Annotated in this window: 17 protein-coding genes and 2 pseudogenes; 10 read left to right on the forward strand and 9 right to left on the reverse strand. The window is 56.4% G+C overall.

Annotated elements, in window-relative coordinates:
- Positions 1 to 54: 54 nt before the first annotated feature.
- Together ABIB24_RS24085 and ABIB24_RS24090 are read right to left on the reverse strand one after the other, a co-directional pair.
- Complete coding sequence (locus ABIB24_RS24085) at positions 55 to 1791, reverse strand: DUF8225 domain-containing protein (protein WP_354317382.1); 1737 nt, start codon at positions 1789 to 1791, stop codon at positions 55 to 57.
- The gene (locus ABIB24_RS24090; RefSeq protein ID WP_354317383.1) at positions 1788 to 3614 is read right to left on the reverse strand and encodes a tyrosinase family protein; all 1827 of its coding nucleotides are present in this window, start codon (positions 3612 to 3614) and stop codon (positions 1788 to 1790) included. The genes ABIB24_RS24085 and ABIB24_RS24090 overlap by 4 nt, the downstream gene beginning before the upstream one ends.
- 148 nt (positions 3615 to 3762) lie before the next feature.
- On the opposite strand from ABIB24_RS24090, the gene ABIB24_RS24095 reads away from it, so the two are divergent.
- Positions 3763 to 4242, forward strand: a complete 480-nt coding sequence (locus tag ABIB24_RS24095) for an Lrp/AsnC family transcriptional regulator (RefSeq protein ID WP_274079894.1) — start codon at positions 3763 to 3765, stop codon at positions 4240 to 4242.
- Positions 4243 to 4444: 202 nt separating this feature from the next.
- Here ABIB24_RS24095 and ABIB24_RS24100 read toward each other — a convergent pair whose 3' ends face one another.
- Positions 4445 to 5407 (reverse strand): AraC family transcriptional regulator, encoded by a 963-nt coding sequence (locus ABIB24_RS24100; RefSeq protein WP_274121100.1) that lies wholly within the window; start codon positions 5405 to 5407, stop codon positions 4445 to 4447.
- Between the two features lie 220 nt (positions 5408 to 5627).
- On the opposite strand from ABIB24_RS24100, the gene ABIB24_RS24105 reads away from it, so the two are divergent.
- Positions 5628 to 6806 carry an MFS transporter gene (locus ABIB24_RS24105; RefSeq protein ID WP_354317385.1) on the forward strand — a complete coding sequence of 393 codons (1179 nt, stop codon included), beginning with the start codon at positions 5628 to 5630 and terminating at the stop codon, positions 6804 to 6806.
- Between the two features lie 16 nt (positions 6807 to 6822).
- Here ABIB24_RS24105 and ABIB24_RS24110 read toward each other — a convergent pair whose 3' ends face one another.
- Positions 6823 to 7227, reverse strand: a complete 405-nt coding sequence (locus tag ABIB24_RS24110) for a helix-turn-helix domain-containing protein (RefSeq protein ID WP_085589795.1) — start codon at positions 7225 to 7227, stop codon at positions 6823 to 6825.
- Positions 7228 to 7400: 173 nt separating this feature from the next.
- Positions 7401 to 8087 (reverse strand): hydrolase, encoded by a 687-nt coding sequence (locus ABIB24_RS24115; RefSeq protein ID WP_085625137.1) that lies wholly within the window; start codon positions 8085 to 8087, stop codon positions 7401 to 7403.
- A gap of 263 nt (positions 8088 to 8350) precedes the next feature.
- Here ABIB24_RS24115 and ABIB24_RS24120 point away from each other — a divergent pair, with 263 nt between their 5' ends.
- A complete protein-coding gene (locus tag ABIB24_RS24120) occupies positions 8351 to 8812 on the forward strand; it encodes a Rid family hydrolase (RefSeq protein WP_354317386.1) in 462 nt (153 codons plus the stop codon).
- A gap of 20 nt (positions 8813 to 8832) precedes the next feature.
- Here the strand turns inward: ABIB24_RS24120 and ABIB24_RS24125 are convergent, their stop codons facing one another.
- Complete coding sequence (locus tag ABIB24_RS24125; protein ID WP_354317402.1) at positions 8833 to 9759, reverse strand: LysR family transcriptional regulator; 927 nt, start codon at positions 9757 to 9759, stop codon at positions 8833 to 8835.
- A gap of 218 nt (positions 9760 to 9977) precedes the next feature.
- On the opposite strand from ABIB24_RS24125, the gene ABIB24_RS24130 reads away from it, so the two are divergent.
- From ABIB24_RS24130 to ABIB24_RS24145, 4 genes and pseudogenes are all read left to right on the forward strand, one after another.
- Positions 9978 to 10400 carry a PA0061/PA0062 family lipoprotein gene (locus ABIB24_RS24130; protein ID WP_075045247.1) on the forward strand — a complete coding sequence of 141 codons (423 nt, stop codon included), beginning with the start codon at positions 9978 to 9980 and terminating at the stop codon, positions 10398 to 10400.
- Between the two features lie 538 nt (positions 10401 to 10938).
- Entirely contained in the window at positions 10939 to 11208 is a 270-nt protein-coding gene (locus tag ABIB24_RS24135) for a DUF3077 domain-containing protein (protein ID WP_025339172.1), read from the forward strand.
- Positions 11209 to 11362: 154 nt separating this feature from the next.
- Positions 11363 to 11776 carry an alternative ribosome rescue aminoacyl-tRNA hydrolase ArfB gene (gene arfB / locus ABIB24_RS24140; RefSeq protein ID WP_286099910.1) on the forward strand — a complete coding sequence of 138 codons (414 nt, stop codon included), beginning with the start codon at positions 11363 to 11365 and terminating at the stop codon, positions 11774 to 11776.
- A 93-nt stretch (positions 11777 to 11869) separates the two neighbouring features.
- A pseudogene (locus ABIB24_RS24145) lies at positions 11870 to 12255 on the forward strand (IS66 family transposase); the annotation flags it as partial.
- A gap of 38 nt (positions 12256 to 12293) precedes the next feature.
- On the opposite strand, the pseudogene ABIB24_RS24150 reads toward ABIB24_RS24145, so the two are convergent.
- Positions 12294 to 12563: pseudogene (locus tag ABIB24_RS24150) on the reverse strand (transposase); the annotation flags it as partial.
- Positions 12564 to 12675: 112 nt separating this feature from the next.
- On the opposite strand from ABIB24_RS24150, the gene ABIB24_RS24155 reads away from it, so the two are divergent.
- From ABIB24_RS24155 to ABIB24_RS24165, 3 genes are all read left to right on the forward strand, one after another.
- The gene (locus tag ABIB24_RS24155) at positions 12676 to 14934 is read left to right on the forward strand and encodes an nSTAND3 domain-containing NTPase (RefSeq protein ID WP_354317387.1); all 2259 of its coding nucleotides are present in this window, start codon (positions 12676 to 12678) and stop codon (positions 14932 to 14934) included.
- A gap of 44 nt (positions 14935 to 14978) precedes the next feature.
- On the forward strand, positions 14979 to 16166 hold the full coding sequence (locus tag ABIB24_RS24160) for a restriction endonuclease (protein WP_354317388.1): 1188 nt from the start codon (positions 14979 to 14981) through the stop codon (positions 16164 to 16166).
- 94 nt (positions 16167 to 16260) lie between these two features.
- A complete protein-coding gene (locus tag ABIB24_RS24165) occupies positions 16261 to 20805 on the forward strand; it encodes an NACHT domain-containing protein (protein ID WP_354317390.1) in 4545 nt (1514 codons plus the stop codon).
- A 101-nt stretch (positions 20806 to 20906) separates the two neighbouring features.
- On the opposite strand, the gene ABIB24_RS24170 is transcribed toward ABIB24_RS24165, so the two are convergent.
- On the reverse strand, positions 20907 to 21302 hold the full coding sequence (locus tag ABIB24_RS24170; RefSeq protein WP_354317391.1) for a hypothetical protein: 396 nt from the start codon (positions 21300 to 21302) through the stop codon (positions 20907 to 20909).
- 970 nt (positions 21303 to 22272) lie between these two features.
- Positions 22273 to 23196 (reverse strand): phenylacetic acid degradation operon negative regulatory protein PaaX, encoded by a 924-nt coding sequence (gene paaX / locus ABIB24_RS24175; RefSeq protein ID WP_286918787.1) that lies wholly within the window; start codon positions 23194 to 23196, stop codon positions 22273 to 22275.
- Positions 23197 to 23252: the final 56 nt, after the last annotated feature.

Here is a 23252-nt window from a genome sequence, read left to right on the forward strand (position 1 = left end):
GCCGCACCCGAAGGTGCGGCGGTAGAGGGGCGTAAGTGGGGTGACTGGCGTGACTCAGGCCCCCGGCACCAGCGCCAGGCCGGACTCCCAAGGGTGGTCTGTCGCGCTCACGTTCACATCTTCACCCGGGTTGAGGGCACGCACTGTCACCAGGCCGGGTGCTGCGGAGGGGCTGACCGTGATGGTCAGAATGTAGGCCTGGGTGCCGCCCGAGTTGGTCTGGCCGGGAATGGCCGACGCGTCGGGCAGGTACTGGGTGACCTGCGCCGTCACCCCAGGGTTGGAGAATTGCACCCTGGCATTCTGCGCCGTGGTAGTCGGGTCGGCGCCTTGCACCACCAGCACGAACTGGTTGCTGCTGCCCGGTGCAAGCCAGGCGGGCAGGTCGGTTGGGGATTGCCCGTAGAACAGGTCCAGCGGCAGAAGCTGCACTGGCCAGGGTTGCAGGCCGCCCACCCGGTCCTGCACGCATGGGAACGCTTGAGGCGTGGTGCTGAGCGGCTTGACGGTGACGCTCAGGCCAACCAGCAGTTGTTGGGCGATGACCCACACATAGTTGACCTTCTGGTTGTTGATGGTGATGTCATTGATCGAGAAGCCGGCGCTTTCCGGCACCTCGAACACCGCCTGCAGGATCTGGTCGGAACCGTTGGCAGCCGACTTGGCCGTACCACGCGTGATGCGCCAGTACTGGCTCACGTCCTGGCCTTGCGGGCCCTTCCAGGCGCTGAAATCGGTGGGCTGTTGCAAGTACAGGCCAATGGGGTTGGTCAGCGACAGTCGGTTGTTCACCGCCGTGGTATTGGCCATGAAACCGATGTGCGGATCAGAGTTGCGATAGTTCTGCCCGTACTGCGCGCAGCAGATCAACGATTGGGCGTTCTGGCTGCTGCTCACCGGGCGCAGGATGGTGGCGGCAGCGGCCAGGTACACCTCGGCGCTGAGGGTATTGGGGCCGGAGGTCAGGTGCATCGCACCGCCGAACTGGCCGGGCACACAGGCCGTTCCGGCGTTCCATTTGTTGACGGTGTCATAGGCCGGCTTGCCGGTGGTGGGGTCGATGACCGGGTCACCGGCCTTGCCGGTCGGGCCGTCGGCGGTGTAGCGAAGGTACAGGTCTTCGAGTTGCACGTTCGGGTCGATGTAGTCGCGGTACAGGCCCAGTACTGCGTTCGGGTCGATACGCCACATGGTCAGGAAGTACGCGGGGTTTTCGCAGGTGAAGGTGATCTTGCGCATGTTGCCGTTGGCATCGCGCACGATCGACCACTCGCAGTACTCGTCGAGCCAGCCCCGTGGGCCGGAAGGCGAGAACGCCGTGTACTTGCCGTTCCAGTCGATGCTCGGGCAGCGCTTGGCCGGCAGTTGCAGCACGGTACCTTGTTTGTTGGGGTCGTAGAGCATGTAGAGGGTGTTGTCGAGGGTGATCTGGCCGTGGTCGGTCAACTCCATCACCTGGTCCAGGGTCATGGCCTTGCCTCCCAACTGGGGAATGACCGCCGCACCGTTGTTGTAGAAGAACGTCCAGAGCCGGTTGGGGAAGGGCGCCCAGGTGATCGCCGGGGCGGTCACGTCGCCGAAACCTTCCACCAGCGGGTTGTAGTAACCCGAGCGGGGGGCGTCGTTCAGGCCCGACCAAGGGTTGCCGATGATGGACGATTCGGTCCAGCCGGTGAGGTTGTTGTTCCAGTCGGTTTCAAACTGCGGCAACTGGTCTTCCAGGCCCAGCTTGTTGTAGTCCTTGGGGGCTTGGCCGGCGGGAGAGGTGAACTGCTTGAAGGGCGTGCTCATGTCGGTTCTCCTGGTGTGCGTGAGGTGGAAGCAGAGCAGCAGCCGGCGACCGGGGGCGGGCCGGCGAGGGTCTGGCGCGGGTCGTCCCACACCAGTTGGGCGATGAAACCGGGCAGGGTCGTGTATTCGTCAGGCGTCAGCACGCGGCCGCTGTCGAGGTGAGTCACCACCAGCGACAACTGCACCGCATCGCCGCGGCCAAGGCCCAGCGCAGCGGCGTTGCGGGCCGCATTCAGTGCGCGGGACACGCCGTGGGTGATGCAGCGGCCCTTGTCGTCCACCAGCCCCATGCCGATACGGCTGAAGCGCCCCACGTAATGGGGGTTGTCGGCGCTGACGTGCTGCGTGGCAGCGTCGGGCTGGTCGAGAAAGACATCGATCAGATAGGTGTCATGGGTGCAGCGCACATGATCGAACACCACCCACGGCCCGGGCCCTGCGGCGTTGCCCGCGGCAGGCCCGGCTTTTGCGCTGTGCTTGCAGCAGGCGCCGGTGGCCGCCTTGGGCGCGCCGAACTGTGGGGCCACCGGCACGCCGTAGTCGTAGCCGATGTGCCGGCTGTCCTGGGCCATGTCGCCGATGGTGGTGTAGCGCCAGGCGTCGGCGCTGGTGAAGGTAAGCTGCGTGGCGTCGTGGCCGGAGAACGGCTGGAGCAGGCACTGCGTGGTGTATTGCGCCCCGGGGTTGGCCCTGATCCAGACCTCGAGCATGCGGTCGATGTTGGCGTGGTAGGAGCAGAACACCGGGTCGAAGGCGGTGTAGGCGTTGTCGGCCATGTCGCCGCCGATCCAGCCGTGATAGTTGTCGTGGGGTTGCTCGTAAAGGCCGTCGAAGTTGAGGGCACGATTGGGGTACAGGCTGTCCTTCTGGGGCGGGTCGAACACCGGGATGTTGGCCCACGGATAACCGGGCACACCCTGTGGTTGGCTGAAGGTGGTGAACTTCAGGGCATCCACCACCTGTTGCTGGAAAATCCGGCTCATGCCGTACAAACGGGCGCGCTCCGAACGCGAGTCGTCACCGTGGGTGTAGAACAACCGGTCGCGTTGCACATAGCGGCAGTCCACCCCCTTGGCCGCGCCGCTGGCGCACACCTTGGAACAACCGTCCTTGGCGGCCGCGTAGCGCAGGGGATTGGGCCGGGTTTCGCCGGTGTGCGGGTGCACATAGGTTTCATCGAGAAACGCCTGGGGCAGGCCGGCCTGTGGGCTGCCGTCGACGCTGGCATCTTCGGCCATCCAGTCCCAGTAAGGAATGGCGCAGTCGATCAGTTGTTCCAGGTACAACAGGTAGGCCCGGTGCCAGAGGGCAAACGCCTCCTGGTAATGCAGGCACCAGTTGGTGTGGATGTAGGCGTAACGTTGCCAGGGCGAGCCACTGTCGGGGTCGCCCACCTGCATCACGTCGTCCAGGCGGGCGCGGTACAGGTTCAGTTCCTCAAGGCTCAGGGCGCGGATGTCCTTTCTCACCCGCCTGACCGATTGGGGCAGGTCTGGTGGCGGGATGCGTTCGGCCAGATCGAAGGGAGAATCGGCGTCCAGGCGCCAGCCCTGGTTGACCCACAACCTGAAGGTTTCCAGGGCATCGATCGGCCAGAACTGTTGCTGGTCGAGGGTCAGCGGCATGTTGCGCGAGGCCAGGTGCTGGTAGATGGTTTCTGACCAGGTTTTGACCGACTCGGGGTCGTCCAGGTAGACGAAATAGGCGTTCATGCACCCGGTCCAGGAGGCTGCCACGGCCGCGCGCTGCGCAGCGGGGATCCAGTAGGGAGCGGTAAAAAGGCCGTGGATGTCCGCGGCCCATGTCGGTTTCGCGATGATCATAAGGTCCCTCTCATGCGCCCCGCAGGCGGGCTGCTAAGCTCAGTTGATGGTAAAGAGCTGGCACGCAGGGAATCGTGCAAATTGGCGCGTCCTTGCGGCGGATTCATTGCAGTTTTTCAAGGAAGACACGTGAAAAATGACAGACGCCATGGATCTGAAGATTCTGGGAAAGCTGCAAAAGGATTGCAGCCAGAATCTGGAGTTGCTGAGTGACAGCGTCGGGCTGTCTTCCACCAGTTGCTACCGGCGTATCAGGCGCCTGGAGAGCGCAGGCATCATCAAGGCCAAGGTCGCGATACTGGACGAGCGCAAGCTTGGCATTCAGGTGACTGCCTTTTTTCTGGTGAAGCTAGACCGCGACAGCAACGACATTGACCGCAAGATGCAGCACATCCTGGCCAGCCACCCGGAGATTCAGGACTGCTACCTGATGACAGGCGAGTTCGACTTCGTGATGATTGCCAAGTTTCGCGATGCCACAGAGTACACCGACTATATCTACCGGTTTCTCGACACTTACCGGGATATTCCGATTCGCACTTATTCCTCGACGTTGGTGGTGCGTACGGTGAAGAAATCGTATGAATTGCCGCTGGGAGGAGGGCTGCAGCAGGCTGTCGATGCCTGACAGAAAGCCATGGCAGCGCAACGCGGTCAGCTGTAGGAGCGGCCTTGTGTCGCGAAAGGGCTGCAAGGCAGCCCCAGGGTTTCAGCGCAGATGCACCAATTGCCGGGGCTGCTTCGCAGCCCTTTCGCGACACAAGGCCGCTCCTACAAGGACCCGCGCAGGCCAGAAGATTGTTGCAAGGCACGCATGCCCGCAAGTGAAGCTATTTCGTAGTCAAAGGCCAAGGAAGGCAGTCGCCCTGTTCCATTCTTTCTGCACCCAGGCGCAATTCCGAAATATCGCGTTTCGGCGGCGTACCGAATTGCCGCCCATATTCGCGACTGAACTGCGAAGGGCTTTCATAGCCGACCTTGAAGGCTGCCGTGGCAGCATCCAGGTGTTCATTGAGCATCAGCCGTTTTGCCTCGTTTAACCTCAACCATTTCTGATACTGCAGCGGGCTCATCGCGGTGAGCTGGCGGAAGTGCTGATGGAAGGTTGAAAGCCCCATCTGCACCCGAGAGGCCAATTCATCTACCCGCAACGGCGCGGCGTAGTTCAGCTTCAGCCAGTCGATGGCCTTCGCGATTCGATGCCCCTTGCTGCCGACCGAGGCGATGTAGCGGAGCAGGGGCGCCTGGTCGCTCTGTAGCAACCGATAGTGGATTTCTCGCTGAATCAGCGGCCAGAGCACGGGTATCGCATCAGGCTCTTCCAAAAGCTCGATCAGTCGGCTGAAGCTCTCCTGCAGCTTCGGGCTTAGCAAACCCACGCCGGCGCTTGTGTGAACAGACTGGCTGCCCGCCGGCAGGCGGCCGTCTTGCGCGATCAACTCTGCCAGTGTGCGCAGATCGAGCTTGAACACCAGGCCCAGGCAAGGTGCGCCTTCGCTGGCCATCGTCACTGCCGAATGGGCAGGGATGTTCAGCGAGGTGACCAGGAACCGGGTCGAGTCATAAGGGAACACGTCGCCGCCGATGACCATTTCCTTGGCGCCCTGCACGACCAGCACGATGCTTGGCTCGACGATACAGGTGATCGGTGGGGCCGGTGCGTTGCGTCGATAGACGCTGAGGTCTGCGATGCGTGTCGCGAAATCGCCAGCCGTTGGCGCGTGCGCGCCGATGACCTTGCACAGCGTGGCCATCGGGTGCGCGTGTGAGGTCGGTTGTGTGGTGGCGGACATAGGAAGCCTCAGGTCATCTCTTGGAAAGACACTACTCGTGGGTAACTTACGCTGTCCATGCCCCGTCGACAGGGTCTGGAGAATCAGGCAAGAAAACTGGTCGTTTGATCTACTGATACGCCGTTTTTCGCGAGGAAGATGGGCGGCAGGCAATGTTGCCAAAGTGCTCGAGTAACGCGAGGGCACCCGCTTTTTCATAACCTGCTGCACGAGAACCACCATGACCAGCTCAGCGATCCCCCTTCAACATTCCAGCAGGCAGGTCTGGGGCGCCGTGCTGGCAATGTCACTCTGCGCCTTTGCCCTGGTAGCGTCCGAATTTCTGCCGGTGAGCCTGCTTACACCACTTGCAACTGATTTGTCGCTTACCGAAGGCCATGCCGGCCAAGCCATTTCGATCTCGGGCTTTTTCGCCGTAGTCACCAGTTTGTTGCTGTCCACCCTGACGCAGGGTATTGATCGAAAACCTGTCCTGTTGGCCACCACGGCGCTAATGCTGGTTTCCGGTGCAATGGTGGCGTTTGCCCCGAACTACCCGACCTTGATGTTGGGGCGGGCCGTGCTTGGGATCGCCATCGGTGGATATTGGTCGATGTCCACCGCAGTGATGATGCGTATCGCGCCTGAAGCCCTCGTTCCCAAGGCCATTGCCGTGATGCAGGGCGGTACTGCGCTGGCTACGGCGATCGCGGCCCCGGTCGGCAGTTACCTGGGCGGCCTGATCGGCTGGAGAGGGGCCTTCTTCTGCGTCGTACCTTTGGCCGCAATTGCGTTGATCTGGCAGGCCTTCACGCTGCCGGCGATGCCTGGCGAGCGTGGTACGGCTTCGGCGACCGCATCCCTGCGTTTGCTGCTGGACAGCAAGGTTGCGCTTGGCATGGCTGCAGTTGCATTCCTCTTCATGGGGCAGTTCACGCTGTTCACCTACCTTCGCCCGTTCCTGGAAACCGTGACACAGGTGGACGTGCCCACGTTGTCGCTGCTTCTGCTGATCATCGGCGTCGCGGGGCTGGTGGGAACGATGATGGTAGGTTCGCTCGTAGGCCGGCATCTGTTCAGAGTGCTGCCCGGTATTCCACTGCTCATGGCCGTCATCGCATTCGCTGTGATTTCGACAGGTTCCTGGGTCGTCCCGACGGCGGTGCTGCTTGGTGGCTGGGGCTTGATTGCCACTTGTGCGCCAGTGGGCTGGTTCACCTGGCTGGCCAGGATGCTGCCCGAGGACGCCGAGGCCGGGGGAGGCCTGATGGTCGCGGTGATACAACTGGCGATCACCGTAGGTGCGACCTTAGGTGGGGTGCTATATGACGGCGTTGGGTACCAGGCGACCTTCATCACCAGTGGGATGATGCTCTTGGTAGCGACTGCCTTGACCATGAGGGTAGGGCGGCATCGATAGAGTACAAATGTGCTCCCTAATTGAGCAAAGGCTCAGCCAGCATGGACGCCTGTCGCTGCCAAGCCTGCGGCGACATCCCCTCGGCCTTCACGAATGTGCGACAGAAGTGGGACTGATCGCAGAAACCGCACTCCAGTGCGATCTCAGCGAGCATCATTCCCGAGCCCCCCAGTAGTTCCTTGCTTTTGCGCAACCGTTGTTCACGCATCCACTGCTGCGGGGGCACATGCAGGGTATCCCTGAACATTCGTGTGAAATGGCTACGCGACAGCGAGCAGGCTTGGGCGAGTTCCGTAACAGTTATGCCGGTGTCCAGGTTCTCCAGCATCAACCTCTTGGCAGTCGTGACCTGCCAGGGCTTGAGCAGCCCGGTCGTTTTCAGTGCGACAGTCGCCAGCACAGTGCAGTGATCGCTGTTCATACAAATCCATTAATCAATGAAGTGGGCACGCACACTTCGAGTGGGCAGAGCAGGCCACTGCAGCCTCGGGCGGGCTACAGACGATAACGCTCGATTCGATGGCCTGGCTCAGCCAGCCGGCGTACCCATCAGCGGGTCAATGAACAGCCCCTGGATGCAGGGGCTGGCAATGGTCAGACAGCGGCAGCGACCGGGGCCAGGGTTGGGCCGTGCTGAACGCGCTCTGGTGCTTTGTGCACCATGGTGTAGGCATAGTCGACACCCATGCCGTAGGCGCCGGAGTGTTCTTTCACCAGTTCCATGACGGCATCGTAGGTGTCGCGGTTTTTCCAGTCGCGCTGCCACTCCAGCAGCACTTGTTGCCAGGTCACCGGAACCACGCCTGCCTGAATCATGCGCTGCATGGCGTAGTCGTGGGCTTCCTTGGTGGTGCCACCGGAGGCGTCGGCAACCATGTAGATTTCATAGCCGGCATCGTTCATCGCCGACAGCGCGAAGGTGGTGTTGCACACCTCCGTCCACAGGCCGGAAACGATGATCTTGTTGCGCCCGTTTTTCTTCAGCGCGTCACGCACCTTCTGGTCATCCCAGGAATTCATGGAGGTTCGCTCCAGCAGCGGAGCGTCGGGGAAGACGGCGAGCAGCTCGGGGTAGGTGTGCCCAGAGAAGCTTTCAGTCTCGACCGTCGTGATGGTGGTGGGCACATTGAAGATCCTGGCTGCCTTGGCCAGGCCTACGGTGTTGTTTTTCAGGGTCTGGCGATCGATGCTCTGAACGCCGAAGGCCATCTGTGGCTGCTGATCGATGAAGATCAGTTGGCTGTTGAATGGGGTCAGTACTTCAGTTTTTGGATTGTTCATTTGTGTTCCCTGTCAGCTGGATGATGGTCATCGCACAAGTCACGGCGCCTGCTTTTCGCAGGCTGTGCTGAGGCACTGGATGACGTCCTCAGTGATGCCCGTTGCTTGAGTCCGAGAACAAGATAGCCAATCGCAGAGCGAAGCGGTGGCGCACCTTTGCGCTCTCAAAGGCGCATTAATGCGCCCTTCGTTTGTTCATCCTGTTGCTAGTATTCGCACGCAAACGCGGATCTACCTGATCCGGTTTACGCCAGGAGAATGCGATGGCAGCTTCACAACCACTCAACAGACTAACCGCCTATTGGGGCGTGCCGTGGGAGAATTCTTACGGGTATCCGCAGGCCCGGCGGGTAGGGAACGAGATCTACGTATCGGGCCAGTTCAATCATGACGAAGAAGGCAACCTGGTCGCGCCGGCACCCCTGGATCGTGACGGCAGGCCCTGTGATTTCTCTTCGATGGGGGATCAGATGCGCGCCGCCTACGACAATATCGCCAAGCTGCTCGCGCTGTATGGAGCGACGCTTGAAGATGTCGTGGAAGAGACGCTCTACGTACTGGACATGGACGCGGCCTTTGCCGTGGTAGGCAAGGTGCGCAAGGCCGCCTACGGCACGGAACGGCCTCAATGCGCCAGCAACATCATCGGCGTCTCGAGGCTTGCCCAGCGCCCACAGCTGATCGAAATCGCCTGCAAAGCGGTACTTGGCTCACACGCTGAGTGACCCGCACTCCCGGTTTCGCTCTACGTGACCGGGAGTACCAGTTGGCCCTCGATCAACGGCTTCTGGTTGGCAACGGCAGCTGCACAGAAAGTCATGAATGCTTTGACCCGCCACGATTTGCGGATGTCCTGGTGCGTCAGCAGCCACAGCTCATCCTGCAGCTCCGGCACCACCGGGCCGACGCGTTCAAGCCCTGGCGTGATATCACCCAGCATGCAGGGCAAAAACCCCACCCCCAGGCCTGCCGCGATTGCAACACTAGCCGCCGCGACCGAATCGGTGCGGTACGAGATGCACTCGGCAGCGACCCTGTTTTCGACATAGCTCGTTGCCTTGAGCCCGCGTAGCGCCGCGGAATAGGAAACCCATGCCTGGCCTTCAGTGAACAGAGGAGTAGGCGATGTGTGGTTGCTGCTGCCGTAGGGAGCCCAGGCGATTGTGGCCAGTTTGCGGCCCACCAGGCTTTCGGCGGGTTTCCTGGTCGCCCGAACCGCAATATCCGATTCGTCTCGCGCAAGGCTCAGTGATTCGTTGCCCACCAGCACCTCGATCGTGATGCCTTCATTGAGGGCCTTGAAGTCCGCGATGATGGGGGTGAGGAAGTAAAGCAGCAGTGAGTCGCTGGTGGTGATACGAAGCTTTCCGAGTGGCCCCTGGCCGGCACGTGAGACCCGCCGCGTCACGCTGACGATGTCCAGCTCCACGCGCTCGGCGAGGGCACGCAATTCCGCGCCCTCGATGGTGAGCAGATAGCCTGATTTGCGGTGATCGAACAAGGCTACGCCAAGTGTTTTTTCAACCTGGGAGACCCTGCGGGAGACAGTGGACACGTTGATGCCGAGCTTCTTGGCCGTGGCAGCGCGATTGCCACACTCACTGAGCGTTTTGATGATCCGCAGGTCGTCCCATGAGAGCTGGTTGGCAGCCTCGCCCACGTTCCATTTCACGTCCTTGGGGGCAACCGGGGTAATTGGGACATTTCCAGGTAACGACTTCACGAAATCCGTTCCAGATCAGATTGCGACGATCATACGAGAAGGGGCTGCGTGAACCAAGTATCAGCATGAAGGCGAAGGAGGGGGCTTCGGTCGTCCCTTCATGCGCACATCGACACTTGTCGGCGTTATCCTGAATAGTGAGCCCAGGAGCCTTTGGGGAACTACCCATGCGCAAGTTGACACTGTTGTTCGCGATCGCTGCATTGGCGGGTTGCCAGGCGCCGATGCCCACTGCCAACCCACAGATGGCTTGGGTCGATCTCTCGACGCCATTCCCGAATGACCGTGTGCTGTTGGCCGAACGCCTGGATAAACAACGCCTGCGCGACGGGCGCTTCTTTGAGGTCAGCCCCGGCAGCCATGAATTGGTCGTCAGGTTCGACTACGAAGTAAATGGTGGCGGTGGCATCAGCCTGATGGGAGGTACCACGGTAAGGCAATGCTACCTGACCCTCGACTACGAGCATTTCAAGGCTGGGCAGCGCTACGTGCTCGAGGCCCGCTCCATGGCCATGACGCCAGAGGCGAGGCTTTATGATGCGAAGGGAGAGATTGTGGCAGAGGTTAGGGAATTCTATTGCCTGATGTGATGGTGAATCGTTCGGTGTTCATTGATTACAACTAGCCTCGAAAAATCAGATTTTTTCGCTTTCTTGTAGGGCATTTCCCAAAGATACTGTTGCCGCCTATTTTCCGTTGCGGGTGCCCTGGCAGGGCTCTAGTCTGGGCCTGTCGCTGCTCATCAGTGACACGGCTTTGACAGGCCGTAACGGTATGTAGGTTCTGCAGCGCTGTTAATGGCAGCTGCGTGTGGGGCACGCTTGCGTGCGCCGGAACTTCCTATGTCCGCCGGTCTGTCAACCCGCACACAGCTGCCACCCAACCTGTTTGACAGCGGGATCGGTGCAGCCCATTTGGAGATATAGGAATGTTGAAGATGGTCCCCGATCCACCCCAAAGCCTCCACTCCCTCGAAGACACCCTCATCCAGGCCACGTACTACGTCCAGATACAGTTGCCGAACGAACCGCGAACGCTGCACTGAGCCTAAACCAGGTATTGCCTGGGCTGGGCTGATCACCCGCGAAGCTGTCCGCCCAGGCGCTAGACGATCAGGGAGATGGACCCATGACTACTGACGAATCGAACGAGAAAACCACCGTAGGCAAGACCACGTTCTACCAAGGTGAAAACCAGACCCATCCGTTGTTTCGCATCGAAGCCGGCATTCCTTGCAAGAGCGCTCGGGAGCAGTCTTCGGAATTGATGGGGTACGTGCGGGAACTGACGATTGTCGGGTTGATGGATGAAAAGCCGATGATGATCTGGGCTGCGCATTACCTGAGCGCGTTGGCCAAGGCGCTGATGGACGATGCCGAGTTGGGTATGATGCGCTGAGTTCACTCCACCCGTGGCGGTCCGCGAAACGCGGCCGCCATTCACAATGGCGGAGTGGGGTGCCTCGATCAGTGTGGTTGAGGTTAACCGTATTTTGTTCTGTGGGTGAGCGGCGAAGGCTGTGATAATGGAGGGGAATCACAAGGGCCATGCCATGCTGACCATCTCTAGTAACGTGCATCTGCCAGATGCCGACATCGAACTGACCTACATCCGCGCGCAAGGCGCAGGCGGGCAGAATGTCAACAAGGTGTCCAGCGCCGTGCACCTGCGCTTCGACATTCCCGCTTCGTCGCTGCCCGAGTTTTACAAGGAGCGGCTGTTGGCGCTGCGTGACAGTCGCATCACCGGCGACGGCGTGTTGATCATCAAGGCACAACAATACCGCACACAGGAGCAGAACCGCGCTGACGCACTGGCGCGTCTTGCCGAGTTGATCATCAATGCCGGCAAGACCGAGAAGAAACGCCGTCCCACCAAGCCGACCCTTGGCTCGAAGACCCGTCGCCTCGAAGGGAAAGCCAGGCGCAGCACTGTCAAGGCGGGTCGGGGCAAGGTGGAGTTCTAGGCTCTGTACAAAATGAGATGTCTCAAGCCAGTGAGACCATGGCGGCCTGGTTTTGCGAGCTCGTGGAAGCGTGTGGGGGCGTGATAGACGAAATATGAACGGGGCGTATTCACCGTCGAGCGCCATATCCGTGGCAAGTGGGTCTGCGACAATTGTGAAACGCTGACCCAGGCTCGGCTGCCGGCGCAGATGATCGACAAAGGCATCCCAACAGCGGGCTTGCTGGCCCACGTCATGATCGCAAAGTTGCCGATCATCTGCCGTTGTACCGTCAGGAGGCCATGTTTGGCCGCGCCGGCCTTGCTATCCCGCGCTCGACGCTTGCTCAATAGGTGGGCGCCTGTGGTGTGCAGTTGCAGCCACTGGTCGATGCGCTGCGCGAGGTGGTGCTTGAGCAGCCGGTCGTCCATGTGGATGAAACGCCGGTACAGGTGCTTATGCCGGGCACCAAGAAAACCCATCGATCTTACGTTTGGGCTTAAGCCACCAGCTCGTTTTGCGAAACCTCGGCGGTGGTTTACGACTTCAGCCAAAACAGCGTAGTCAGTTGCGCCGTGTTCTTAGCCAACCCACGGAAGCGGGTTTTCACATAACCGAACTGGCGCTTGATCACGCGAAAGGGATGCTCGACTTTCGCCCGTGTCTGCGCTTTGGCCTTCTCGATCTGACGTTTGGCTTTGTAGAGAACACTGCGTTTGCTCAAGTGCTTGTAGGTGCTGCGTCGCGCAGCGATCTGCCATATCACTTGCCGACCGTCGTGTTCTGGCCATTTCTCTACGCCGGTGTAAAGGGTGATGTGCAGTGCTGCGTCCGGTTTGCTTCTCACGCCATTACGGCAGTTCCGCTATGCTGGCACTTTGTCCAGTTTCAGGACTTTGGTTGCAAGGATCCAGCGATTGATGAGCTCCCCCAAATACGACCTTCACCTCTTGGGATGGCACAATTTTCAGCAGTTGTGCACGTCAGTAGCCTCCAGCGTACTAGGGCAGACGTTGACGACCTTCCTTGAGGGCAACGATCGGGGGCGCGATGGGGCCTTCACTGGAAGGTGGGCACCGCAGCCAAATGAGCTGTACGAAGGCAAGTTTGTTTTCCAGTGCAAATTCACATCACGCCGTGATCATAATTTCACTCTGTCGGATGTGGCTGATGAGCTCATAAAGGTGCGCCGACTCGTGGCAGAGGGGCAATGTGACGTTTACGTCCTCATGACGAATGGAGATTGGACGGGCGAGAGCCACCGCAAGATCGAGTCCGCATTCGAGAACGTAGGGGTCAAGCACGTTTTGCTACTGGGCTCTACCTGGATCTGCGACAAGATCCAGCTGAACAGCAATCTTCGCATGACCGTGCCGCGGCTCTATGGTCTGGGCGACTTGAGTCAGATTTTTGATGATCGAAAGTACAAGCAGACAAAGGCACTCCTGACTCAGCTTCCTGATCTCTCGAAGATGGTCGTCACTGAGGCATATCGCAAGTCGTTGAAAGCGCTCGAGCAGCATGGGTTTGTGCTTTTAGTGGGGGAGCCAGCAGTAGGCAAGACCACTATCGCTTCCTTGATGGCTATCTGTGCCATGGATGGATGGGGCAGCCAGGTACTCAAGCTCGATAGGCCCGAGCAGATCAGAGACCATTGGAATACTGAGGAACAGTCTCAGTTTTTTTGGATCGATGATGCATTCGGAGCAATGCAGTACGAGTCTGGACTGACACAAGAGTGGAATCGGATTATGCCGTCGCTCTCCTCTATGATCAGGGCCGGGCATCGCGTGGTGCTGACCAGCCGAGATTACATTTATAGGAGCGCTCGACTTGACCTGAAAAGGTCTTCGTTTCCTTTGCTCGAAGAAAGCCAGGTGGTCATCGACGTACACGGGCTCAGCACAGCAGAGCGGGAGCAGATCCTTTACAACCACATCAAGCTGGGTAATCAGACACCTGAAATTCGCGCTGACTTGAAGGCTTTCTTGCCAGGAGTGGTATCGCATAGTCGCTTTGCCCCGGAGACCGCCAGGCGGTTGGGGAACAAGGAGTTCACCAAAAGGCTTCTACTTGACCAAATCTCAATCGACAGATTTGTTGAGGAGCAAGAGGATTGGCTGGTCGAGACAATGCAGGGCTTGGATCGCCACTGTCAGGCGGCTCTTGCGCTGATCCACATGAACAAAGGTTCTATTGAAAGCCCATTTACGCTGACACCTGGGGAGGATAGGGCTCTTGAAAGGTTAGGTAGCGATCCAGGAGGTTGCATCCGTGCACTCGATAGCCTCAACGGCAGTTTTGTGCAGCTAGTGGACACCCCGGAAGGTCGTCACTGGCGCTACAAGCATCCGACCATTGGCGATGCGTTCGCGATCATTCTCGCACAGAGCCCCGAGCACCTTCAGATCTTTGTCGAGGGTACCTCCATTCAACGGTTGATGGAGATGGTTACTTGCGGCGACATGGGGCTAAAAAACGCTACGATCCTGCCCGCGAGCATGTTCTCCTTCATCGCAGACAGGCTCTATTACAATTTTGCCCTAGAGCTTGATGAGGAGAGTCCCGATGAGGAGGACTTGTACAGGTTCCTTTTGCAACGGGCTGATAAAGCCTTTCTGCTAGCGTATTCGGAAAGGGACACATCCTTCCTGAACAACCTGATCGAAGATTTTCAGCCTACCTCGTTCTCAAGCGTGGCTTACCTAGCAATCCGCCTAGAGAATCTTGGCCTACTTCCAGTAAAGCTTCATGGAGAGATCGCGCTGCAAATCTCTCGAGCCGTTTTTGAACACGATGACCTTGCCTACATCTGCGATCATCGCGTGCACCAATTCTTTGAACCGCAGGCGCTGGAAGATTTTTATCTAGAGGTTGAGAGCTTCTTGCAGACCGACCTTCGTAGGATCCGAGACGCGCACATCGCGAGCTATACAGGCGATAGAAGTCCGGACTACTACATCGCAGGCTTCTTGGAGCAACTGGACGATTTATCCAGCGAGTTTCTGGATTGCCCAGGTGTCCAGGATGAGGTCTTCATCCAGAAAAAATGGATACAGAAATGGATAGCTCGAGTCTCACATGCGCGAGTCGTGAGGCCTGCAGACGCGCAGCCCCTACCGATGCAGGCAATGGTCACATTCACTGGCTGGAATATTTTCGACGATGTTGATTTGTGAGTGCCCGTGGCCTGAGTGAAGTGATCTGAAATAGGGAAGGGATAATGTCAGCGTTTTCCGATCACGTTCTCGAACAACGTATTCTCAACGCTCAGAACGACATCAAGTCATGGGCGGAAAAAAATGACCTCTGGTATGACAGCGGCTTCACGTCCTACGCAGAGCGTGTGCAAGGAGAGCCAGGTGAGGATGCGGTGGTCTTCATCCTCCATAGCAGTGGAGATCTCGCCCACATGCTGGATGAAGACCTAAACCCACCTTTAAGGGCTGAGTTGGATGAGGTCTGTAAGTCGCATGGCTTCTGGTTCGAGAACAATGACGGCTGCTCCTACTATTTCTACGCAACGACGGACGAACTGCAGGCTGTCTACGATCAGTATTTTCACTGGAAATGGGTGTGCAGCCTGATCGTCGAGGACGTTGGCGACGTCTACGCCGAGCTCTACCAGTATTTCCAAGCTCGGCCTGAGCAGCTCCTTAATATTAGTCCCCGAGCTTTCGAGATACTGCTGTCCCGGGTTTTCCAAACCTTGGGATATGAGTCACAGGTCGGGCCTGGGGTTGGTGATGGAGGTGTCGACGTTCGCCTCCTTCAGCGAGGGCCGCAAGGCGATACCCTGACACTGGTTCAAGCCAAACGATACGACCCTAAAAGGCCAATAGGTCTCGAGGCTGTCCAAGCGTTGTTCGGCGTCGTGTCTCTTGAAAAGGCCAAAAGCGGCATATTTGTGACTACTTCGCGATATCTGCCAGGTGTCGAAGCTTTTGCCGGCCGGTGCGAAGGGAGGCTGGAGCTAAATACTTCTGCAGACGTAGCTGACTGGTGCGGGCAAGCCCAGCAAGGGATTATCCGTGACAAGTCGGTGCTCGTATCAGATCAGAACCTCCTATCGGCATTGAGCCGTTTCGAGAGGGGGAACCATGACCTGGTTGTTCATGCACATACCGGGTATCGCACGATCACCAATTCCTTCGCGCTCGTGCTCAAAGAGACCAGGCATGCCGCTTTGTTGATGTATCTACCTAGGCGGATCGTTGGTCAGGATGGGCATGGTCCTGAAGGTCATGAGGTGCCGATCCTGGACAACCGCATCCTCACCCAAAGGAGTGGCTCCACTGTCTTCCGAGCAAAGCGAAGTGTCGACTCCCAAGGACAGGTCAGCTATTGGGATGGCAGAAATTTGTATTTTAAGTGGAGTCGGCAGGCGTGCTTCTTTAGTCATATTGATTGAGTGAAGGTGTTGTGCGCAGTATTTTCAATACTGGCAAGTAATTACTGCTACTAGGCAAAACAGTTCTCAGTTAAGAATGGAAGGCGGTTTAAGCATGGATTTCTCCAAGATAAGAGGTTTGGAGGCAGGTCAGCGTCAATCTTTTGAGTCGCTGATGTGCCAGCTCGCTAAAAGTGATAGGCCGGTTGAGGCGAAAGAATTCAGGCGAATAGAGGGAGCTGGTGGCGACGGCGGTGTGGAAGCGTATTGGCTGCTCACTGACGGTTCAAAGATCGGCTATCAGGCAAAGTTTTTTACTCGCGCAGGTAGTATTGATTGGGCGCAGATTGACGAGTCCGTTGAGCAGGCAATAAAAACGCATCCGACACTGATTAAATATGTTGTCGCGCTTGCGTGTGATCTAACCGATAAGTCCGGTGTGAAGGGGAGGGGCGCTACAGGGTGGCAGCATTGGCAGGCGCGTGTGGCTAAGTGGAATGCTCATCGCGCTGAATTAGGCCAGGAAGATATTGTTTTTGTCGTATGGCCCGCGTCCGAACTTTCAGACAGGTTAACTGCTCCAGATTGCGAGGGGGTAACCCGTTACTGGTTTGGCGATGCTGAGTTTTCTGATTCTTGGTTCAAAGACCACGTCGAACGAGCGCTGACATCTCTAGAAGAGCGATATCATCCAGAAGATCATGTAGAGGTAGAGATTGAAAGGCTTTTTGAGGTTATAAGTCGTAGCGATAGCGTAAGGGGTGAAATTAAAAGCTTTGTATTGGTGGCTGAAGATAATTTTACTCGGCTTTCTTCGACAACCTCAAGGTTTATCCGGGGGCTAGAATCTGATGCGGCCGGAGTAGGTTCTGCACTCGATGAATTAAAGGGTGCTATCAAAATCGCTGATCTGAAAGAAGATTTTGATCCCTGGCCAATCGATACGTGCATTCGGCTTGCTCGCGAACTGGCCGAGAGTGTTAGGGAGTATCAGCGTAAGCTGATATCGTTAAATTCAGGTGCTGGAAATCAAGAGCTGGGGAAGGAGACCTATAAGTTTGCGCTGGAAAAGTGCAGTGGAGTTGTTGATGCCGCAGATGGTCTTGTTGGTCTGTTGACGTCTAATTACTTTAAGGCCGAAGGTGATCGTTGTGCGCTAATAGATGGAAAAGCTGGAACTGGAAAATCTCACCTGCTAGGCAGTGCAGCCGAAAAATGTCTGCAGAATAATCAGCCTGTACTTCTGGTGCTTGGGCAGCAATTAGGGGGTGGTAATATTTGGCAGCAAATTACATCCCGCCTAGAGCTCGCTGATATTTCCGCAGAGGCGTTGTTGCAAGCTCTTAATTCGAAGGCGCAAGCGCAGAGTTGCAGGGGGATGATACTTGTTGATGCAATAAATGAAGGGGCTGGGGCGGCGTTGTGGAAGAATGAGCTGGGAGAGTTTTTCTCTCGAGTTCGTAAATATCCAAACTTGGCCATTGTGGTAAGTTGTCGAACAGAATATACAAAGTATATTGTCAGTGATGCTGTATTGCGTGGTGTGAAAAAGTTTGTCGTTCACGGTTTTTCTAGCGTTGCTGAGCAGCGCAGAGCAGCCAAGGTCTATTTGAGTAAGTATGGTATTTCCCATCCTAATAACCCTTGGTTGGCATCTGAATTTGTGAATCCATTGTTTCTGCGAAGTGCTTGTATAGCGCTTGTGCAGACAGGTGCGAAGCAATTTCCTGTAGGGCTTCATGGTGCTAAAAGCATCTTCAGTTTTTACTTGAGAAGCGTCGCCGTGAATTTGGGGGCAGGTTATGATGGGAGTAGTGAACTATATCCGTCTATGATGACTGCTTTGTTGGGAATTGCGAAGGCTATGGCGTTTGGTCGGAAGGACTTTATTTCTAAGTCAAATGCCGAGGCAATCAGCAAGGCGGCTTTCCAAGATTTCCCTATTCCTGCCGGTCTTACGTGGTTGACAGTGCTGCTGCGAAATGGGCTCGTTCGCCTTGACCCTGACCCAGAAAATGAATCAGATGACCCGTTTCTTGTGGTAGATGATGTCATTCGTTTCAGTTTTCAGCGGCTTCAGGATCATTTGATTGCAGACTCTTTGCTTGGAGTTACTACTGACATCTCCGCTGAGCTTGCGTCTGGGGTTTTGAGCTTCTTTATAGATGGTACTCAAGTCGATTGGGAATGGAGCGGCTTGATAGAGGCGCTATCTATCCAGATACCAAAGAAGTTCGGGGTAGAGCTTATTGATGTGATGCCTGGCGGATCGCAGAAATGGATGCTCAGTCATATTCTTCGCCAGTCCTTTGCTGAAAGCATTCGCTGGAGAGATGTCGATGCCTTCACCGATAGGACTCTAGAGATTTTCAACAATCTGGCGTTACAGGATGAGCAATATTTTTTCATTCTGATCGAGCTTTGTGCCAGTAAGAAGCATCCGTGGAACGCAGAGTTTCTTCATAAAAATTTAATTCGGCGGAAGCTTGCTGAACGAGATGCTTTCTGGACGGTCAGGGTAAATGAGCTTCATCTTGATGAGGGCGGTGTCGTCGAGAGACTTTGGAGTTGGAGTATTCAAGATCAGACGCCCAAGACTGATGGAGAGGTGCAGTATCTGTGTGCTCTAGCTCTAGCCTGGCTTACGACGGCCTCCAATCGTGAAGTTCGTGATTGCTGTACAAAGGCTCTGACCTCTCTGTTTGTTGCTGAAGTTCGACTGTATGAAAGACTGTGCGCGGCACTTTCCGATGTTGATGACATGTATGTCTTGGAGCGCTTGCATGCGGCGGGATACGGCGCGTGCTGTATTGAGCCCTCTATTCATCGTCTCAAGTCCTACGCAGCAACAGCGTATGGACATGTCTTCAACAGAGAGCATGTCCCTCTATCTTTGCTTGTGCGCGACTACGCTTTAGGAATAGTAGAGCGGGCGGTATCACTGGATTGTTTAGATGAAGGCGTGGACTTGGAGGCCTGCCAACCTCCATATTCGTCCTCACCTGCAAAACTAAATGTTTCGGACGCAAAGCTTAGGGGTGTAGCCTCTGCTGCCGGCGACGACACAATCTACTATTCGTGCGCGTGTCTGATGGGAGATTTTGCAAGCTACGAAGTTAAACCTAGAGTTAGAGATTTTTTGGATGCTCCACTTTGCTCTCCTGCACCGCGGTCACCTAAGAAAATTGAAGAATCATTCGAAACAGAGGTTATAGCGCCGCACTCTAAGCGGGTTAAAATACTTGAAAGGATGCAAGAGCTGAGGTGGGGTAGCAATCCCTTCGTCGACCTGCTTAAGCGCGCTAGTGAAAAGCCCGGTGATAAAAAGAGGAGGCTTGATGAAACTAGGAAGGCTATGGAGGCCTGTCAGCTAGAACTCCTGGCTCTTTTGTCCGAGGAGGAACAAGCTAGATATACTGCAGAATATAGTCACAAATTTGATTTTGAGTTCAGAGGCACTCGTCAACTGGCCAGAATAGATGTAGAAGGCGCGCAACGGTGGGTTGCTCACAGAGCCTACAAGTTTGGCTGGACAGCCGAGCTATTTCCAGATGATAGCTCTAGGAGCTACGGCGGCCATACGAGACAGCGGGCGTTAACTGAACGGATCGGTAAGAAATATCAGTGGATTGCTCTTGATGAATTGCTTTGCCGGATTTCAGATAACTACTGGCTCGCTGAAACATTCAACGACGACGCCAAAGCCTATAAGAATCCGCTCGATGTAGGCTTTCATAGAGATATTGATCCTACAATGCTCACATCACCAACGGACGAGCAGACAGCTCCTTTAAAGATCTATGGTATAGATCTCTGCTCGGTAGATCTTGGCTTTACAGAGGAAGATGAGTTGTCTGCATGGCCATTTTCTGCAGATTTTACGTCTGAGTTTCCGACCTATATTTCTCGAGTTGGTGAGGACGGCCGGCAGTGGTTGACGATGTACGAACATGCCTCGAGCAGTATCAGGTACGACGATGGTCGAGTAACTCAGCATGGATTAAGGCAGGAAGAGTGGCGCTTCCTGCTTCCGGTCGTTCTGGAAAATAAGAATAAGCGTAAATTTATTCAAATTCTTGAAGGCGAGAAAAGCATTGATGTTGACACCTGGTCTCCTAGTCAGCGTACTGATGCCGGGTTTCTTCTTGAGGCTCCATGGCGGCATACCTGGCCTCAGGAAATGTACACTGAGGATAAATTCAGAACTGGAAAGTCTGTAAAGACGGCGATACCTTGTGTGAGGTACTTGTGGGAGTCACACTTGGACTGCTCGTTGCCAAATGGAGCGAGTGCTATATTGCCTGCCCCTTGGCTTGCGCGGCAGCTTACACTGAATCCAGTTCCCGGTGCATTGGGTCGCTACGGTACCAATGATGGCAAAGTTCAGTTTATTAGTAGTGATGCTGGTAGTGAGGGGTCTTATGCATTCATTGATAAGTCAATGTTTGAGGCCTACCTCAAACAAAATGAGCTTACTTGTGTTTGGGTCTTCATTGCTGAGAGGGGCGTTTGGCCTGGCGGAGCAAATGAAAACGCAGCCTGGAGACGTGTTGAGGGTGCGATTTGGCTTGATCGCGGTAAACCTAAGATGACTCAATGGGTCAAAAATGAGGCAAACGGAAAATCCAAGGAGTTTTTGCCTCCCTCAACCGATGAGTGATTACTGAAAATCAGCCACTGTTAGCCGCGCTTCCAGTCAGAAGCGCGGTTAGTTGATTGTCAGGTTGGAAGGCAAGGGCCGGGCCGTTTGAGGCGCCTGCCTTAGTCACTTATCTCGCCTAGGTTGAAGTGGTTCACCTGTTTGCCGTACACAGTCCAAGCTTTTGGCGGGTTGAGCACAAACTCTGCGTAGTTCTCAAAGTCGTTGCGGCGCCAGTCAACGAGTGACAGGCCATGAGCAAAGCTCCAATTGAGCATTTTCTCCAGACCCATAATGCAGCTGTGGTACTGACGGTGAGGATTTTCTGCGCCCCAACTGTGAGCAATCCAATTCACATTCCTGTCGACGTACCAGATGTTGATGAAGGGATGGGCTGCCGGGTCTATCTGGGCTAGCCGATCAGCCACAGCCAGATTCGTAGGAAAGGATCGAAGCTGATTTGGCCCCCCGTAAACGTAGGGAGGGAAAATCGGGAATGGGATGAACGACCGAGTCATGACAGAACCAGGGGGCTAGAATGAGTGATGGCTCCTTTAACCTGTAGCAGAAAGCTGCAGCATTGCCATGGTGGATGTCGTGGTCGAATGGGGTTCAGGGTCGAGTGGGGTCAACCGGAGGTTAATGAAGGGCCATGCGCAGAGATAGGATTATGAATGGAACCCAAGCTTTTGAATTTCTGGGAAACGGGGGTTTGTGGGGGGTTGACCGTAGGTATGTGGGATTGGACAACTCATGAACATTTCTAACATCGCACCTGATTTAACATAATACTCATTATGCGCTAGTCTATATTTGGTCACCGGACCACGAGTGAGGCACTTTGGGACCAGGGAAAGCTCCCTGGTCTAGATAATCTGTCCTGATCCATCGCTCGCTTACCATCACAAGCGCCGACCTGGTGCCAGATGCGTTGCCTTGCCTTTTGGACTGTTGGCTACCGCGACTTGGATATCAGGCCAGCCATTTGCACCTGTACCCTGAGTGCTTGAAAGAAACCTGGTACGGTTACCCTCGACCTTGTTTACCAGTACAAATTCGGCGCATGCATGACCACACTGACGACTGTTGCCACGCTGCCCATCGCCGGCAACCCAACTCCCGGTCGATCGGTTAACGCGGTCAATTGTAGGAGCGGCCTTGTGTCGCGATGGGCTGCAAGGCAGCCCCAGCAATTATGCGTCTGCTTTGAAACCTTGGGGGCTGCTGCGCAGCCCATCGCGACACAAGGCCGCTCCTACAAGGGCCCGCAGGATTGAGAAGACAGTTGTTTACATCTCTTGCAGACCTCAAGCCACGAACCATCCCTGTGGGTGCTGGCCTGCAAGCGATGTGATCAGTACAAGCGACAAAAGATACATGAGGACCGCGCGATACCCCCATTTGCCATGCTATATATGCAAATAAGGTATAACTACACTAAATGAGTATTTAGCGTAGTTATATAAAACCCGCCTCTGCACCCAATCCTCAAACAAGCCCGCCAAAACGCCTGTAAAAGCCTTCATTCACATCCGGCAACGGCCCATCAGCCGTCTCCAGCGCTGCATTCAGCCATTCTTCCGCCTTGGCAAACACCAGCCGATAGAGGTTACGGCACAACTGTCGCGCGGCCCGTCCCTCCCAATCCCCAGGCAGCAGCTCGTCCGGCAGCTGCGGGTCGCGCAGCAGCAGCCGGCGGTATTCGTGAATCAGCAGCGTACGTGCCAGGAAACAATCCTGCGCATCAAGCTGTTGCTGCTCTTTCAAACCTTGCCATAGCGGCCTGAACAGCTGGATGAACTCGCTGTACTGCTGCCCCAGTTCGTCGATACGCCAGCTTTCCCGCACCTGGGCGCGCATGGCCTTGGATGCCAGCACTTCCTGGGTGTGGGTTTCGAAGACGATGCTGTCGTCGCTCGCCTCCAGGTCACGCAAGGTGGCGGCCAGGTCGGCGCGGTCTGCCCGTGGGCAGCCCAGCAGGTTCGGCGCCATGGCCCCGAAGCCCTGCCACTCCAACTCTTCACGCAAAGCCTTGCGCTTGCCGGCCTCCAGTTGCGAGAGCAACACCAGCGTCCAGGCGCCGTCCCAGGCTGGTTGGCTGGGGCTGTAGACCCGTTTGAAGGCCTTCTCGAACCGCCGGCGGCCAGCCCCTGTCAGGCTGTAGTAACTGCGGCGGCCAACCTTTTCGGCGGTGAGCCAGCCTTCCTTGGTAAGGCGGAAGATCGATGTGCGGATCAGGCGCTCGTTGATGCCGATCGGCTCCAGCAGGTTGATCAGGCTACCCAGCCAGACGGTTCCGCCGTGGGGCTCGATGGCGTCGCCGTACAAAGTGATGATCAGGGAACTGGCGCGGATCGGCGTCTGTTCCTGGAAGCGGGTGATCAGGTTGTTCAGTGGGGCGAGATTGCTCATGGGCGAACTGTGCGCGGTTAAAGCACCGACTATACCTGCGCGGCGGGCCGCCTGAC

Source organism: Pseudomonas sp. UYEF17, from assembly GCF_040546125.1.
GTDB classification, from domain to species: Bacteria; Pseudomonadota; Gammaproteobacteria; order Pseudomonadales; family Pseudomonadaceae; genus Aquipseudomonas; species Aquipseudomonas putida_Z.

Bases quoted from the DNA above. Each gene is read 5' to 3' on its own strand.
- ABIB24_RS24115 (WP_085625137.1), bottom strand. From the start codon at position 8,087: ATGAACAATCCAAAAACTGAAGTACTGACCCCATTCAACAGCCAACTG.
- ABIB24_RS24105 (WP_354317385.1), top strand. From the start codon at position 5,628: ATGACCAGCTCAGCGATCCCCCTTCAACATTCCAGCAGGCAGGTCTGG.
- paaX (WP_286918787.1), bottom strand. From the start codon at position 23,196: ATGAGCAATCTCGCCCCACTGAACAACCTGATCACCCGCTTCCAGGAA.
- ABIB24_RS24085 (WP_354317382.1), bottom strand. From the start codon at position 1,791: ATGAGCACGCCCTTCAAGCAGTTCACCTCTCCCGCCGGCCAAGCCCCC.
- ABIB24_RS24100 (WP_274121100.1), bottom strand. From the start codon at position 5,407: ATGTCCGCCACCACACAACCGACCTCACACGCGCACCCGATGGCCACG.
- ABIB24_RS24170 (WP_354317391.1), bottom strand. From the start codon at position 21,302: ATGACTCGGTCGTTCATCCCATTCCCGATTTTCCCTCCCTACGTTTAC.
- arfB (WP_286099910.1), top strand. From the start codon at position 11,363: ATGCTGACCATCTCTAGTAACGTGCATCTGCCAGATGCCGACATCGAA.
- ABIB24_RS24135 (WP_025339172.1), top strand. From the start codon at position 10,939: ATGACTACTGACGAATCGAACGAGAAAACCACCGTAGGCAAGACCACG.
- ABIB24_RS24165 (WP_354317390.1), top strand. From the start codon at position 16,261: ATGGATTTCTCCAAGATAAGAGGTTTGGAGGCAGGTCAGCGTCAATCT.
- ABIB24_RS24090 (WP_354317383.1), bottom strand. From the start codon at position 3,614: ATGATCATCGCGAAACCGACATGGGCCGCGGACATCCACGGCCTTTTT.
- ABIB24_RS24160 (WP_354317388.1), top strand. From the start codon at position 14,979: ATGTCAGCGTTTTCCGATCACGTTCTCGAACAACGTATTCTCAACGCT.
- ABIB24_RS24095 (WP_274079894.1), top strand. From the start codon at position 3,763: ATGGATCTGAAGATTCTGGGAAAGCTGCAAAAGGATTGCAGCCAGAAT.
- ABIB24_RS24155 (WP_354317387.1), top strand. From the start codon at position 12,676: ATGAGCTCCCCCAAATACGACCTTCACCTCTTGGGATGGCACAATTTT.
- ABIB24_RS24130 (WP_075045247.1), top strand. From the start codon at position 9,978: ATGCGCAAGTTGACACTGTTGTTCGCGATCGCTGCATTGGCGGGTTGC.
- ABIB24_RS24120 (WP_354317386.1), top strand. From the start codon at position 8,351: ATGGCAGCTTCACAACCACTCAACAGACTAACCGCCTATTGGGGCGTG.
- ABIB24_RS24110 (WP_085589795.1), bottom strand. From the start codon at position 7,227: ATGAACAGCGATCACTGCACTGTGCTGGCGACTGTCGCACTGAAAACG.